This is a genomic window from Marinobacter nanhaiticus D15-8W, from assembly GCF_036511935.1.
Lineage (GTDB): Bacteria > Pseudomonadota > Gammaproteobacteria > Pseudomonadales > Oleiphilaceae > Marinobacter_A > Marinobacter_A nanhaiticus.
In genome coordinates, this window is the sequence record NZ_AP028878.1 from 885,373 (window position 1) to 899,666 (window position 14,294).

13 protein-coding genes are annotated in these 14,294 nt (G+C 60.0%); 1 reads left to right on the plus strand and 12 read right to left on the minus strand.

The genetic code is table 11. The features are described from left to right. Window positions 1-16 precede the first annotated feature (16 nt). From panC to dksA, 9 genes are all read right to left on the minus strand, one after another. Complete coding sequence (panC, locus tag RE428_RS04000; protein ID WP_004578861.1) at window positions 17-871, minus strand: pantoate--beta-alanine ligase; 855 nt, start codon at window positions 869-871, stop codon at window positions 17-19. Next, window positions 868-1,662 (minus strand): 3-methyl-2-oxobutanoate hydroxymethyltransferase, encoded by a 795-nt coding sequence (gene panB, locus RE428_RS04005; RefSeq protein WP_004578860.1) that lies wholly within the window; start codon window positions 1,660-1,662, stop codon window positions 868-870. The genes panC and panB overlap by 4 nt, the downstream gene beginning before the upstream one ends. 115 nt (window positions 1,663-1,777) lie before the next feature. Next, complete coding sequence (gene folK, locus RE428_RS04010; RefSeq protein WP_004578859.1) at window positions 1,778-2,302, minus strand: 2-amino-4-hydroxy-6-hydroxymethyldihydropteridine diphosphokinase; 525 nt, start codon at window positions 2,300-2,302, stop codon at window positions 1,778-1,780. A 3-nt stretch (window positions 2,303-2,305) separates the two neighbouring features. After that, the gene (gene pcnB, locus RE428_RS04015; protein ID WP_115840263.1) at window positions 2,306-3,634 is read right to left on the minus strand and encodes a polynucleotide adenylyltransferase PcnB; all 1,329 of its coding nucleotides are present in this window, start codon (window positions 3,632-3,634) and stop codon (window positions 2,306-2,308) included. 1,111 nt (window positions 3,635-4,745) lie between these two features. Beyond that, window positions 4,746-6,140: a sigma-54-dependent transcriptional regulator gene (locus RE428_RS04020; RefSeq protein WP_004578857.1), complete on the minus strand. Its 1,395-nt coding sequence runs from the start codon at window positions 6,138-6,140 to the stop codon at window positions 4,746-4,748. Window positions 6,141-6,160: 20 nt separating this feature from the next. Beyond that, a complete protein-coding gene (locus RE428_RS04025) occupies window positions 6,161-9,127 on the minus strand; it encodes an ATP-binding protein (protein ID WP_004578856.1) in 2,967 nt (988 codons plus the stop codon). Further along, complete coding sequence (locus RE428_RS04030) at window positions 9,117-9,293, minus strand: hypothetical protein (protein ID WP_004578855.1); 177 nt, start codon at window positions 9,291-9,293, stop codon at window positions 9,117-9,119. Before RE428_RS04030 ends, RE428_RS04025 begins: the two co-directional genes overlap by 11 nt. 85 nt (window positions 9,294-9,378) lie before the next feature. After that, a complete protein-coding gene (gene gluQRS / locus RE428_RS04035) occupies window positions 9,379-10,263 on the minus strand; it encodes a tRNA glutamyl-Q(34) synthetase GluQRS (protein WP_040882742.1) in 885 nt (294 codons plus the stop codon). Between the two features lie 58 nt (window positions 10,264-10,321). Next, window positions 10,322-10,762 carry an RNA polymerase-binding protein DksA gene (gene dksA, locus RE428_RS04040; RefSeq protein ID WP_004578853.1) on the minus strand — a complete coding sequence of 147 codons (441 nt, stop codon included), beginning with the start codon at window positions 10,760-10,762 and terminating at the stop codon, window positions 10,322-10,324. Between the two features lie 355 nt (window positions 10,763-11,117). Between dksA and sfsA the strand changes: the two genes are divergently transcribed. Beyond that, window positions 11,118-11,828, plus strand: a complete 711-nt coding sequence (sfsA, locus tag RE428_RS04045) for a DNA/RNA nuclease SfsA (RefSeq protein ID WP_004578852.1) — start codon at window positions 11,118-11,120, stop codon at window positions 11,826-11,828. Here the strand turns inward: sfsA and RE428_RS04050 are convergent. From RE428_RS04050 to RE428_RS04060, 3 genes are all read right to left on the minus strand, one after another. Continuing rightward, a complete protein-coding gene (locus RE428_RS04050) occupies window positions 11,818-12,201 on the minus strand; it encodes a Rieske (2Fe-2S) protein (RefSeq protein WP_004578851.1) in 384 nt (127 codons plus the stop codon). The two genes, sfsA and RE428_RS04050, sit on opposite strands and share 11 nt — an antisense overlap. After that, window positions 12,191-12,544 (minus strand): pentapeptide repeat-containing protein, encoded by a 354-nt coding sequence (locus tag RE428_RS04055; protein WP_004578850.1) that lies wholly within the window; start codon window positions 12,542-12,544, stop codon window positions 12,191-12,193. Before RE428_RS04055 ends, RE428_RS04050 begins: the two co-directional genes overlap by 11 nt. Before the next feature lie 112 nt (window positions 12,545-12,656). After that, the gene (locus RE428_RS04060; RefSeq protein WP_004578849.1) at window positions 12,657-14,219 is read right to left on the minus strand and encodes a bifunctional aminoglycoside phosphotransferase/ATP-binding protein; all 1,563 of its coding nucleotides are present in this window, start codon (window positions 14,217-14,219) and stop codon (window positions 12,657-12,659) included. Window positions 14,220-14,294: the final 75 nt, after the last annotated feature.

Here is a 14,294-nt window from a genome sequence, read left to right on the forward strand (position 1 = left end):
GCGTTATCGTGGACGATTAGCTGTCTCGGTGAATGGATAGATTGTCGATCAAACGAGTCTTGCCCAGAAACGCCGCCGCGAGGATGGTGATTTCGCCGTCGCCGGGCCTGGCCGGTTTCAGGGTCACGCTGTTGGCAATATTGACGTAGTCGGGGCGGAAGCCGGCCTTGCTAAGGGTTTCGTTGGCTTCCTTTTCCAGTTCGGCGAAGTTGCTCTGACCGTTCTGGATATTAGCGGCGGTCTGTTGCAGCGTTTTGTAGAGCGTCGGCGCGATCAGGCGCTCGCTCTCGGTGAGGTAGCCATTGCGCGAGCTTCGGGCCAGGCCATCCTCGTCGCGCATGGTGGGCGCGCCGACGATTTCGATGGGCATGAACAGGTCGCTGGCCATCTTGCGGATGACCGCCAGCTGCTGGAAATCCTTCTCGCCGAAGATTGCCACGTCGGGCTGGACCATATTGAACAACATGGTGACGACCGTGGAAACGCCATCGAAATGACCGGGTCGGCTGGCACCGCAATGGCCTTCGCTGACGACCGGCACGGTGACCTGGGTCTGTTCCACCAGGCCGTGGGGATAGACCTCCTCCACCGGTGGCGCAAAGACAATGTGGTTCCCGGCCGCTTCCAGCTTTTGCTGGTCCTCACGCAGCGTGCGGGGATAGCTCTCCAGGTCCTCGCCGGCGCCGAACTGCATCGGATTGACGAAGATGCTGGTGACAACGACATCCGCTTGCAGCAGTGCTTTTTCCACCAGGGAAATGTGGCCTTCGTGAAGGTTACCCATGGTTGGCACCAGGCCAACCCGATGCCCGTGCTGGCGATGGCTGCTGATCAGAGCGCGGAGTTCGCGAATGGTATGGACGGTTCTCATGCCTTGAACGTGTGCTCTTCTGACGGGAAGCGGCGTTCACGGACGGCGGCCACGTAGGCTTCCAGCGCGCCCTGGACCGAGCCTGCCTCTTCCATGAAATTCTTGACGAAACGTGGACGACGGCCAGGTGTAACACCCAGCATGTCGTGCAGGACCAGCACCTGGCCGTCAGTATCCGGGCCTGCGCCGATACCAATGACCGGTGCGCTGACGGCTTCGGTGATGCGCTTGCCCAGTTCGGACGGTACGCATTCCAGCAGGATCATATCGGCGCCGGCTGCCTCGAGTAGGCGGGCGTGCTTGACCATGGCTTCGGCCTGGGCGTCGCCGCGACCCTGGACTTTATAGCCGCCGAACTTGTTGACGAATTGCGGCGTCAGTCCAAGATGGGCGCAAACCGGTACGCCGCGGTCGCTCAGCGCCTTGATGGTATCTTCCATCCAGTCAGTGCCTTCGAGCTTCACCATCTGGGCCCCGGCCCGCATTAGCTTGGCAGCGTTCTTTAGCGCCGCATCCGTCGAGCCGTAGCTCATGAATGGCATGTCCGCCATGATCAGGGCGCCCTTGTTGCCATTGGCCACAGCGCGGGTGTGGTAGCACATGTCGTTCATGGAGACCGGCAGAGTGCTGTCATGGCCCTGCAGGACCATGCCCAGCGAATCGCCGATCAGGATAACATCGACGCCGGCTTCACTGACCCGTTGCGCAAAAGTTGCATCGTATGCAGTAAGTACGGAAAAGGTTTCGTTGTTCTGCTTGCGTTCGCGCAGGGTATTGATGGTAACTGCCATAGAATCCTTGCCTTGTGGGTGGATTATGGAAGAGGCATTGGGTAGGGAAGCAGGTCCCGAGCCAGAATCGCCAATAGATTTAGGTTAGAGGTTCCCTATCAGAGCTTCCCTAAGGTTAATCTTCGTACCCTGGCGAGGCAAGGCTGCCCGGCGCAGGATGAAGGCGACGTAAGTTGTTGTCTGGACACTGGTCCCGCAGGTGAGCGATTGTCGTCCCATCCGGAAGTTTTAGGTCCGGATTGAGGTCCAGCAACGGTTGGAGCACAAAGTCGCGGTTGGGTAGTTCCCGGTGGGGTACGGTCAGCCGTTCGCTTTCGATCACGCTGTCGCCGTAGATCAGGATATCGAGGTCCAGCGTACGTGGTCCCCAGCGGCGGATACGTTCGCGGTGATGGCCCTGTTCGATAGTCTGGAGCGCATCGAGTAGTTCGAGAGCCGAAAGTTCGGTAACGAGCTGGACCGCACCGTTGATGAAATCGGGTTGGTCCTGGGGGCCTACGGGGCTACTGGCATAGAATGGCGATTGGGCCACCAGGTGCGTCTTCGGTAAGTTGGCCAGCGCGCCGACCGCACGGGCCAGCTGACTCAGCGGGTCGGCCAGGTTGCTGCCCAGTCCGATGTAGACGTCCGTCCCGGTCATGGCCTATGCCTTCGGTTGCGGCTTCTTACGGCGCTTGCGGCGCCGGTTGCGGGGGCCGGTGGGGCCGAGCTCGTTGAGCATCTTCTCCCGTCCCTTTTCGTCCGCCTGCTGGAAATCGGTCCACCATGGGCCGAGGTCTTCAGTATCTTCACCGGCCGCTTCGCGTACTAGCAGGAAATCATAGGCGGCGCGGAAACGCGGATGCTCCAGGGTGACGAAAGCGCGCTTGCCGTTGCGACGGGGCAGGCGCATCTGCAGTTCCCAGATCTCCTTCATCGGGCCTGAGAAACGGCGGGGGATGGCGGTGGCCTGGACCTGCTGGCCAATCACCTGGGCAATGGACTGGTGCAGAGCGGGCTGGACCGGTTCACCAGCGTTCTGGCGGCGTTTCCATTCGGCTTGAAGGGCTGGCCACATTAGCGCGGCATACAGGAAATAAGGGGTTACCGACTTGCCTTGGCGGATGCGCTGGTCGGTGTTTTCCAGCGCCTGTCGGATTACCTCGTCGGACTCGCCCTGCTCCAGTGCGGCCGCAGTCGCGGGGAATAGCGCCGCAAATAGATGATATTCCTGTAAAAGGTCGTAGGTTGTGGCGCCGAATCCGGCACAGAACAGCTTGAGCACCTCGTCGAACAGGCGTGCCGCTGGCACGTGTGTCAGCAAGGGTGCCAGTTCGCGGATCGGAGCGGCGGTATCCGGTGCCAGGTCGAAGTCGAGCTTGGCGGCAAAACGGATCGCCCGCAGCATGCGCACCGGGTCTTCACGGTAGCGGGTTTCGGCGTCGCCGATCATCGTCAGTCGACGGGCACGTAGATCGTCCACCCCGCCGGTGAAGTCGATGACGCTGAAATCCTGCAGGTTATAGTAGAGCGCGTTGACGGTGAAGTCGCGACGTAGGGCATCCTCTTCCATGGTGCCGTAGACATTGTCCCGCAGGAGTAGGCCGTGTTCGCTTGCGCGACGATCGTCCTCGGAGTCCTCGTCCGCTTCGGCGGTATTGCCGCGGAAGGTGGTGACCTCAATGACCTCGCGGCCAAACAGGACGTGCACGATGCGGAAGCGGCGACCGATCAGGCGCGAGTTGCGGAACAGGTCGCGCACTTCTTCCGGTGTGGCATTGGTCGCCACATCGAAATCCTTGGGCCGCCCGTCGAGCAGGATATCCCGAACGCCGCCGCCTACCATGTAGGCTTCGAAGCCCGCGCCATTCAGCCGGCTAAGTACCTTCTTGGCGTTATCGCTGATCAGCGAACGAGAGACGGTATGCTGGTCGCGGGGAATGACCTGGCGTTGGTAGGTGGGTGGTTGTTTTTTTTGGCCTTTCCCAGGCATAAAGGACATCAGTCTTCTTAGCATCGAAACAGATTCTGGTGGATAGGACGGTTAACCCGCGCTTTCCTGGAGAGCCTCTGAAAAAGTCCATGCGACGATCGTTTCCGGCGTTGCGCGATGCCTGGAGACCTCTACCAACCAGATCCACCTTGCCTCGAGCTTGCTTTCGCAGCCTGAACGTTTTCAGAAGCCCCCTGGAGCGTCCGGGGAAATTCATGTTGGCCGCAACTTGGGCAGCCACGGTGGGAGTTTAACGGTTTGTGTCGGTGAAGGCGAACAAGCGTCATTTCGCGGGCGAGTGGTGACAGTAATCGGGGCAGAGGATAAACCCAAACTTGGAGTGCTCGTTCCGGAAAGAAAGATTCAGAAAATGAGGTTTCCAGAAAATCAAAAGGCGGGAACGTGAATCACGAACCCGCCGAGAAGAGTAGACGATCTGCATTGTTCTTGTTGTGGCGCGTCCTTATTAGGGTAGAACGCAAGCTCCAAACCAGGAGCGAATGATGCGAGCGGAACGCTTTGAATACAGAGAGCAGCAATGACTTTTTGCGAGATCGAAGCAGGTGAAGCGGCGTCTGGAAGACGATTCTTATCTACACTTGCAACTCGCAACAGCCAAGCACCACTAAAAAGCTCAGCACTCAAAACACTCAGTTCGCGTGCGCTCTGTTTTTGTTTTTGTTACCGAGCGCGTTGCAGCTTTTTGTTTTTGTTTTTGACGCTGCGTCATTCAGTTCTTGTTGTTGTTCGCGAATATAGTTTGCAGTGCACGTGCCAGTTTTTCTAAATCGTTAATTAACAATGGTTTATCAATTTCGACTTAGCGCGAAGGGCGATTTTGTTAGACCTAAGTGTTACTTGAGGCTCTATTCTCAGACTGAGACTGTTCCCCCAGGTAACACCGGGTAACAGTTGAGATCGGGTTCAGTTTTTTGACCAAAAATTGCCCAGAAAGGTGCGACTGATCAAAGAATAGGCGACAGACAGCGGGTTCGCCAGCTAATGGCCAAATTAGGGAAGACCAGAGCCCGCGGGCGACGGGCTTACAGTCAAAGAAGGGATGCCTGTCCAGTGCTTATGGTGCTGAAACAGGGTTGGGTGGGCGTGGCCGTCAGTTGCTTTTCTTGCGTGGGATACCCAGGCGCTGGCGTCGCTCCCAGAGGGATTTCCGGCTGATCCCCAGCTTCTGCGCGAGCTCCGTTTCGCTCATCTTGTCCTGGTTTTCCAGCACGAAATGTTGGAAGTAGTCCTCCAGGGATAGGTCGTTGGAGGATTGCGGATCCGGCGACGGGGCGGGGTTGTCCTCTTCCAGCAGGCCGGCGGGGATGTGTACTTCACTGGCATCGGGATCCAGGTCCAGCAGCGCCGGCGTGATCATATTGTCATCGCTGAGTATGGTGGCGCGCTCGATGGCGTTCTCCAGCTCCCGCACGTTGCCGGGCCAGCGGTGGAGTTCCAGGGCGCGCATGGCGTCCGGGCTGAGGCTGATGTCGGGTTTGCCCATCCGTTGGCCCTGGGCCTGAAGGAAACGTTTGGCCAGGCCCAGAATGTCCCCGTTGCGTTCACGTAGCGGCGGGATACGGATCTGCATGACGTTAAGCCGGTAATAGAGGTCCTCCCGGAACTCGCCGGTCTTGGTCATGGCCCGCAAGTTGCGGTGGGTGGCGGCAATCATGCGCACGTCCACCTTGCGGCTTTGGGTTGAGCCAACCTTGCGGATCTCGCTTTCCTGTAGCACCCGGAGCAATCGGGCCTGGGCTTCGGCAGGCAGTTCACCAATCTCATCCAGGAACAGGCTGCCACCGTCGGCGGCCTCTATCAGACCGGTACGGGCCGAAACCGCGCCGGTAAAGGCCCCTTTCTCGTGACCGAAGAGTTCTGATTCGATCAGGCTTTCGGGAATCGCTGCGCAGTTGACGCAGATGAGCGGCTGGCGCGCGCGCGGACTCAACTGGTGTAGGGCGCGGGCAGCCAGTTCCTTACCGGTACCGGATTCGCCATTGATCAGTACCGTGGTTTCCGTCGGTGCCACCTTGCGGATCAGGGTAAAGACGCTCTGCATTGCTGTGCACTGGCCGAACATGATGCGCGACGGGTCGCCGTCAGTGGCTTCGTGCTGGTTGGTGTCGTCAGCGGGAGAGGCTGCGGCTACCGGTGCCGTGCGTTCGAGAATGTCCTCGACGGTGGACAGCATTTCGTCGTGGTCGAAGGGTTTGGCAATGTATTCCACCGCGCCCATCTTCATGGAATCTACAGCCGAGCGCAGGCTGGCATAGCTGGTCATGATCAGCACCGGGGTTTCCGGCGCGAGACGGATCAGTTCAGTGCCGGCGGCACCGGGCAGGCGCAGGTCGGAAATGATGAGGTCGAAACCGTCAAGCTCATAGTGCGAGCGAGCTTCGTCCACCGAGCCGGCATCGGACACGTCGTAGTCGGCATGGGTCAAAAGCTTGCGCAGGGCCGAGCGGATGATCTCTTCGTCTTCAACGATCAGGATACGACGCATGCCTTGGTAAATAACCTCTCTCATTCGTCTTGCAGGGTTTCGGTCTCGGCTTCGTAGGCCGGCAGTCGCAACCGCACGCAGGTGCCCGCCATGCCTTCCGCCGAATTTTCGGACGCTGTCCCTGTAGCGGGGCTCTCGACCTGGATGTGGCCGTAATGTTCTTCCACGATACTGTACACCAGCGATAGCCCCAGGCCGGTACCCTGGTTGGGCGCCTTGGTGGTATAGAACGGCTCAAAGATATGGTCGAGCTGGTCCGCAGGAATGCCGGCCCCTTCGTCAACGACTTCGATGATAGCGGAGTAGGCTTCCCGCTTTCCACTGATGCTGATAAGGCTGCCTTCCGGCGATGCATCCCGGGCGTTGGCCAGCAGGTTGACGAATACCTGCACCAGACGCTGTTCGTCACCCAGCACTTGCAGGTCGCCAGGGCAATCGTTGCGGTACTGCAGGCTTCGTCCCTTGCCGCTGAGGGAGACCAGGTTGATCGACTCGTCGATGCAGCGATGTAGGGTCACCGGTTCATAGCGATTGGCCGGCGCGTGGTTACCGGAGCGGGCGAAGTTCATCAGCGACTGCAGGATACGTGAGATGCGCCGGGTTTGCTGCTGGATCTGATCGGCCGTGGCCAGGATGTCCGGATTGTCGGTTTCCAGCTTCAGGTTCTGGGCAAGGGATGAGATGCCAGTCACGGGGTTACCAACCTCATGGGCAACACCGGCCGCCAGTCGACCCACTGAGGCCAGGCGTTCGCTGTGCATAAGCTCGTCTTCCAGCAGGCGGGTTTCGGTCTGGTCTTCAACCAATACCACGCTGCCCCCTTCGGGGTGGTCCGGGCCGCTGAGGTTGGACTTATGGAGATTAAACCAGCGCGGGCGCCCCTTGATATCCAGGCGGTGCTTGTAGCGGTGTACTTCCTGGCCATCGACGAAATCCTCCAGCATTTCATGCCACTGTTCCGGTAGCGCGGCCAGCCGCGCGCCGACCACGTCCTCTGCAGCAATGCCTGTGATTTCATCCATGGCGTGATTCCACATCAGGATCTCGCCGTCGTCACCGATGGAGCATGCGGCGATGGGCAGGTTTTGCAGAGTCTGGCGGTAGTGGCGCCGCAGGTTATCCAGCTCGCCCGCAAGGCCCGTCAGTTGGCTTTGGTAATCGCCCAGGGCTTTCTCGATGTAGTGGATGTCCTGACCCGAACCACGCCCTGCCTGGGGTTTGAAACCGAGGTGATGCTTGACGATGTCCTGGGCGACCGATGGCCCCATCAAGCCGGACAGGTTGACTTCGATCTGGTCTCGGAGGCGCCGCAACTGGTAGGGCCGGTATTCCACCGAGGGCAGGCGCAATTGCATGAGGGCGCGGTCCACTTCCCGCTGGGCGACCGCCCGGCCCAGCGGCTTCGCCAACTGGTGTTTGAACTCCTCGGAAGAGCCAGACAGCAGCTCCCGCCGCTGGGGGCGTGACAGGGCACCGAGAGAGCATGATTGCGCGGCGCTGTCTTCTTCGTTGGACGTTTCCGTCAGCAACGATACCAGGGCGAATACACACACGTTCAAGGTCAGGCTGGCGAAGGCATAGATGTGCGACGAGGACACGTCCACCATCGGCAGGCCAAAGTAGGTCAGCAAGTCCGCCGTGTAGGAGAAGGGCAGTACCAGGGTCAATGCCCAGATGCCGGAGCCGGTGATCAATCCGGCGATCAGGCCCTTGCGGTTGCCTTCAGGCCAGTAGATGACGCCCAGGGCGCCGGGGAGCAGTTGCAGTACGCCGGCGAGGGCCAGAATGCCTAGGGTGGCGAAATCGAGCTTGGAGCCGACCCACTCGTAGAAAACCAGTGCGGCGAGGATGATTGCGGCTACCAGCATCCGCTTGACCCAGCGTAGCCAGCCGTAAATATCCGAACGTTCCCTGGGCGGCTTGAGCGGCAGTACCACGTGGTTCAGGACCATCCCGGCCAGGGCCAGGGTGCTGACGATGACCAGTCCGCTGGCCGCGGACAGGCCGGCGATATACATCAAAAGGGTCAGTGCCGGGCTGCCCAGTTCGAAGGTGGCTCCCACCGCGAAATAGCTCGCCTCGACCGGGGCGTCGAGCGCCATGCCGCCCCAGAGGATAATCGGCACCGGTAGCGCCAGCATGAGCAGGTACAGTGGCAGGCCCCAACTGGCCTTGGCCAGTGCCTGGGGGCTGGGGTTTTCGCTGAAGATCATGTGGTACATGTGCGGCAGGACCAGTGCCGCGGCAAAGGACATCAGCATAAGCGCCCGCCAGCTGCCGTCATCCAGTTGCTCGCCAAACGGGCTGGAGAGGGCAATGTTGTGTGCGAGCCAAAGGTCTAGGCCCGCAGGCCCGTCGAAGATCGAGAACAGCAGTACGCCGCCGAGTAGTAGCATCGCTGCGAGTTTGACCAGGGAGTCGAAGGCAATGGCCACGACCAGGCCCTGATGGCTCTCGCTCCCCTGTTCCCGCCGTGCACCGAACAGCACGGTGAACAGCACCATGGCGATACTGAAGAGAATGCCGATCAATTGCGGTGAAGCGTCGGGAGCGAGCATGGACGCGGTGTCGGCCACCGCCTTGATCTGCATGCTCAGCAGCGAAAGTATGGCCGCGCCGGACAGAAGGGTGACCAGCGTGCCAGCCCACTGACTGCGGTAGCGGAAAGCGAAGAGGTCGGCCAGGGACGTAAGCTGGTAGGTGCGTCCGATGCGCAGGATCGGGTTCAGGAGTACCGGCGCCAGCAGGAAGGCGCCGCTGATGCCGATGTAGTAGGCGAGGAAGCCAAAGCCGAATTCCTCGGCCATGCCCACCGCGCCATAGACCGCCCAGATACCGGCATAGACACCCAGGCTCAGGACATAGACCAGCGGACGACGCACCCAGCGCGCGGGGAGCAGGCCACGCTCGGTGATATGGGCCAGTCCGAAAAGCAGGAGCAGGTAGGCAAGGCTGACCAGGATTAGCGTGGTGAGGCTAAAACTCATTGGGGTCGCGCCGCCATTCAAGCCAGAAGCCCACCGCAATCAGCCCCGCCCACGCGAGGAACGGGCTGTACCAGGCACTACCCGGTTCGATCCACCAATCCAGGATATTGGGCGAGAAGATATACACGGCCAGAACAAGCAGAAAAACCAAGCGGTAAATATACATCGAACGAATCGTTCCCTGCCGTTACTGAATGGGCCGGTTATAACACGTAGGTGCCTGTCCTGTCAGGCAGAACCCCGTATGCCTGTCATGCATAATCCGGCATAGCGGCTGAAGTGAGAGGTATCTGCGACGGCTGCCAGTGGTCGCGACCCCACGCCAGGATCCTTTCCGGACTTTCCTGGGACAGATAGCGCGGCGGCTGTTGCCCGAGCGCTTCCAGTGCCCGGCAGAGGTTGGCTCCTGCCTGGTCGTCGATCAGCGGCGGGGCATGGGTCTGCTTGGACAGCTTCTGGCCCTCGGTGTTGATAATGACCGGGATATGCAAATAGCTCGGAGCCTCAGACCCCAAGAGTCGATAGAGTTGCAACTGGGCCGGCGTCGTCTCCAGCAGATCCGAGCCGCGCACGATATCCGTAACCCCCTGGTCAATGTCATCGACCACGACGGCAAGCTGGTAGGCATAGAAGCCTTCCTTGCGTTTGATGACCGGATCATCCAGTTCGGCACATACCTTAAGGTTTTGCGCTCCGAGCAGTCGGTCCGTCCAGGATTCCAGGCGGCTTTCGAGGCGAAGCCGGATGGCGTGGGGATGCTCCGGTGAATGGCGGTACTCGAGACAGTGGTGCGGATGTTGCCCGTCGTGCTCATTCAGCTCCTTGCGCGAGCAGATGCAGCGATAGGCCTTGTGGCAGGCCAGGAGTTTGTCGACGGTCGCCTCATAGGCGTCGTGCCGTTCGGACTGGAAGCGGACAGGCTCATCCCCCTGCAAACCGTGGGCCTCAAGGCTCCGCAGGATCAACGTGACCGCTTCTTCGGATTCGCGCAGCGGATCCAGATCCTCGATACGCACAAGCCAGCCGCCATCGCGGGCCCGGGCATCCAGATAGCTGGCCAGCCCGGTCACCAGCGAACCGAAATGCAGGGGGCCGGTAGGCGAGGGCGCAAAGCGGCCCCGATAGGATGCGCTCATCGTTCGAAAGAAGGCCGGGATCACATGCGTGCGCCCGGCTTGTCGGATACGGGTTGGATCAGAGGCCGGTCTGGCGCTCGCGAATCTCAGCCAGGGTCTTGCAGTCGATACACAGGGTCGCTGTGGGGCGCGCTTCGAGGCGGCGTGTACCGATCTCCACACCGCACTGGTCGCAGAAGCCGTAGTCGTCCTTGTCGATGCGATCGATGGTCTTGTCGATCTTCTTGATCAGCTTACGTTCGCGGTCTCGCGTACGCAGTTCCAGACTGAATTCCTCTTCCTGAGTCGCCCGGTCGCTGGGGTCGGCATAGTTGGCCGCATCTTCCTGCATGTGGTGCATGGTGCGGTCGACTTCTTCCATCAATTCCTGTTTCCACTGGAGCAGGAGCTTGCGGAAGTGTTCCAGCATGTCATCGCTCATGTACTCCTCGCCCTTCTTCATCTCGTAGGGCGTGAAGTTCGTGAACCGCTCGCGGGCTCTTTCTTCGGTATTCGGCATAGAAACCAGCCTCTTATTTAACTCCAAGGAGGCTCCGGCCATTGTGGTCCGGTGCCTGGCCTGTCGGCATGGTGGTCGTCGCTGACGCCCACCTCGGATTCCTGTCACCAGTTCAGGCCCGATGGATGATTACACCAGCCTAGCACGTTTGCCGGTAGGCATCGCCCTGCTGCGGGACTGAACGAATCTGCGGAAAATAGCAGATTCACCTGAGTCGCGCTAGTCCCGGCGCCAAAGGATACGGGCCATGCCGCACAAGCGATTTGAGCGTATGATGGGCGCTGGTTTTCAGGGTAAACGCGCCGGTGGAAGGTGCCCTCGAACGGTGCTTTGCCGGTAAATGGCCGGAGTTTCTATGCAATTTCCCGTTCCCTTGGTGGAAGGACGACTGATCAAGCGCTACAAGCGATTCCTGGCGGATGTGGAGCTGGCGGATGGCTCGGTCGTCACAGCGCACTGTCCCAATACCGGCTCAATGCTGGGTTGTAACGCGCCGCAAAGCCGGGTCTGGCTGAGTGAGAGCGCCGACCCGAAGCGCAAACTCAAATTTACCTGGGAGCTGGTGGAGACCGGCCCGGAGCAGTTGGCGCTGATAAACACTGCTCGTCCCAATCGCCAGGCCCGGGCAGCAATCGAGGCGGGGCTGGTGCCGTCGCTGGCCGGGTATGGCCAGGTGCGTAGCGAAGTGAAGTACGGCAGCGAGAAGAGCCGTATCGATCTTCACCTGTCCGGTCACCCGGAACAGCCTGATGCCTGGGTTGAAGTGAAGAATGTCACCTTGTGTGAAGATGGCAAGGGTTTCTTCCCGGACGCGGTAACCACGCGCGGGCAAAAGCACTTGCGCGAGCTGCAGGCCCAGGCGGCCATCGGCGAGCGTGCGGTACTGTTCTTCTGCGTTAATCACACCGCGGTGTCATCAGTGGCGCCGGCGGACCATATCGATGCCACGTATGGTAGCCTGCTGCGTGAGGCTGTAGCTGGCGGTGTCGAAGTGATGGCCTGGCAGGCGGCGCTGAGTCCCGAGGGGCTCGCACTGGTTCGTGAACTGCCGGTGCTTACCGACTGAGTTCGTCCGGCGCCAGGATCCTGATCAGGCCCCCCGTACGATGCAGCGACAACGGGAAAAGGTGATCCCCAGCGCACGGCCCGGCGATACAGTGGCCGTCGTCGACGGTAAACAGGGCGCCGTGGGTGGCACACTGGATGAAACAGTTGTCCGGATCCATAAACCGGTCAGGCAGCCAGTTGAGTTCGATGCCCAGGTGTGGGCAAAGGTTCAGGTAAGCGTAGATATCGCCCCGGTGGCAAATCACGAAGCCGCTGCGCTCGCCGGGAAGGTCAAACTGGCGGCATTCGTGCTCCGCCAGATCGTCCCTGAGTGTAATGGTGTGACTCTCGGATCTGCTGTCGTTCACTGCTTCGGTGCGGTCACTTGCCAACGTTATAGCGCATGCGGGTGCCATGGTTCAGCGACATGACGATCTCGTCCGCGTGCAGTTCGCTGGGGAACAGGCAGCCGGAAATTTTGGCGCCGGCTATGGACGCGCCATGCAGGTTGGTCCTGCTGAAATCGATTCCCCGCAGATCCGCACCCCGAAAATAGGCGTGGCTCAGGTCGAGGTCGTCGACGTCGATTCCCCGTAGGTCCAGCCCGCGGAAATCGCCGTGGGAGAAGCTCGGGTATTCAGTCATGCGGGCCTTGGCCTGGTTGAAGGCTTCGATGTTCTCGTTGCGCAAGGTCTCATAGAGTGGATCGTCTATCGTCCGTACTTTTTCTTCCATGCCCTTACTCCTTCGTTCAGCGATTATGTCTGGGCCGTCAACGGCTTCATCGGGTTTGTAAGCGGTTTTCATTGGGCTACGTAAGTGTAGCCCAAGGCTGACCGCGAACCGACTAGCGGGCCAGCGTGAAGTGCCCGCGGATGCGTTCGGCCAAGTCTTCCGCCACCCGGTCCGCCTCGGTATGCACATAGACCGTATGGCTGGTTTCCCGCTCGGTCAAAGGTTCGAACCAGGTCTTCTGCTGTTCAAGCAGTTCCTCCGTCGCTTCTGAGGCATCGCCGTGGCGTTCCCTGACCCACTGCCGCCGTAGCTCCTCTGGCGCCTCACAGTAAACCAGGGCGAAGGGCATGCCGAGGCCGTTGGCCAGTTCGTCAAAGCTTATCCGCTCGGCCTGTTTCAGGTTGGCGGCATCGACGATTACCGGCATACCTGCGAGCAATAGTTTTCCGGCGATTTGGAGCAGGTGATTGTAGGTTTTTTCGTTGGCTTGGGGGCTGTAGAGATCGGTGCCGACCCCCGATTTGCTGGCTGCTAGCGGATCCAGCCCGAACAGGCGTTTGCGTTCCACGTCAGAGCGGATGCGGACCAGTCCAAGTTCACGGGCCAGCTCACCGCTGATAACGGTCTTGCCACTGCCGGAGAGACCGGTGGTCGCCAGCAGGTAAGGGTTGGGACAGGCGCCGTAGCTGTCGGCCAGTTCGGCGTAGCTGCGGTAGGTATCGAGCAGCCCCTTCTTTTCCTCGGCGCTGAGCCCCGGGTTGCCCATGGTGAAAAGTGCGATTTTGGCCCGCACCATCGCCCTGTAGGCCTTGTAGAGGGGCAGTAACGGTAGGCCGCCGAAATCACCACTATATTCCAGGTAGGTGTTCAGCACGTCGGTAGCCAGCTTGAATTCGTCCCGGGATTCGAGATCCATCAACAGGAAAGCCAGATCATTGATGGTGTCGATCCAGCGGAAAGGTTCGTTGAACTCAATGCAGTCGAAGACGGTGACCTTGCCGTCGTAGTGCGTGATGTTGGACAGATGCAGATCGCCGTGGCACTCACGTACGAAGCCGTCGGCACGGCGCTGTTCGATCGTCTCCTGCATGCGCTCGAAGGTGCTTCGGGTCCAGGCTTCAAGCGCGTCTACCTGAATCAGCAGGGCCTTGTCATCCAGCAGCGGACGTATCTGGTCGAAATTCTCCTGCATCGCCGCGTAGACGGCTTCCGGTGTACCCAGGGGCTTGTCCTCCGGTACCCGGGGGAGATCCTTGTGGAACGCAGCGGTCTGTCGCGCCAGGCTGGTCATCATGTCCCGGGTGAGTTCGCCACGTTCCTGGATGCCGTCCAGCAGGCTGGATTGGTCGAATTGGCGCATGCGGATGGCGTATTCGATCGGTTCGGCCGTGCCGCCAACCTGCGGATCGGTCTCACTGCCGCTGATTGGCAGGACGTCGACATAGACATCCGGTGCCAAGCGCTGATTCAGGCGGATTTCCTCTTCGCAGAAATGCTTGCGGCGCTCCAGGGTGGAAAAGTCGAGGAAACCGAAGTCCATCGGCTTCTTGATCTTGTAGGCGTAGGGACCGGTGAGTATGACCCAGGAAATGTGGGTCTCCAGGACCTTGAAGGCGTCGACCGGGTGGTCGTATCGGGTGGGGTCCTGAAGGGCGCTGATCAGCTCGCTGCTCACGGGTCTCTCCTTTCATCCTTTAATGTGTCGTGTCTATGTTATAGATATTGCCGCCTATCATAGCGTCACAGGCCT

What these genes read in the sequence shown, in the direction of transcription:
- sfsA (WP_004578852.1), top strand. Translation starts at nt 11,118, where the DNA reads ATGCAATTTCCCGTTCCCTTGGTGGAAGGACGACTGATCAAGCGCTAC.
- RE428_RS04055 (WP_004578850.1), bottom strand. Translation starts at nt 12,544, where the DNA reads ATGGAAGAAAAAGTACGGACGATAGACGATCCACTCTATGAGACCTTG.
- RE428_RS04020 (WP_004578857.1), bottom strand. Translation starts at nt 6,140, where the DNA reads ATGCGTCGTATCCTGATCGTTGAAGACGAAGAGATCATCCGCTCGGCC.
- dksA (WP_004578853.1), bottom strand. Translation starts at nt 10,762, where the DNA reads ATGCCGAATACCGAAGAAAGAGCCCGCGAGCGGTTCACGAACTTCACG.
- gluQRS (WP_040882742.1), bottom strand. Translation starts at nt 10,263, where the DNA reads ATGAGCGCATCCTATCGGGGCCGCTTTGCGCCCTCGCCTACCGGCCCC.
- panB (WP_004578860.1), bottom strand. Translation starts at nt 1,662, where the DNA reads ATGGCAGTTACCATCAATACCCTGCGCGAACGCAAGCAGAACAACGAA.
- pcnB (WP_115840263.1), bottom strand. Translation starts at nt 3,634, where the DNA reads ATGCCTGGGAAAGGCCAAAAAAAACAACCACCCACCTACCAACGCCAG.
- RE428_RS04030 (WP_004578855.1), bottom strand. Translation starts at nt 9,293, where the DNA reads ATGTATATTTACCGCTTGGTTTTTCTGCTTGTTCTGGCCGTGTATATC.
- folK (WP_004578859.1), bottom strand. Translation starts at nt 2,302, where the DNA reads ATGACCGGGACGGACGTCTACATCGGACTGGGCAGCAACCTGGCCGAC.
- RE428_RS04025 (WP_004578856.1), bottom strand. Translation starts at nt 9,127, where the DNA reads ATGAGTTTTAGCCTCACCACGCTAATCCTGGTCAGCCTTGCCTACCTG.
- panC (WP_004578861.1), bottom strand. Translation starts at nt 871, where the DNA reads ATGAGAACCGTCCATACCATTCGCGAACTCCGCGCTCTGATCAGCAGC.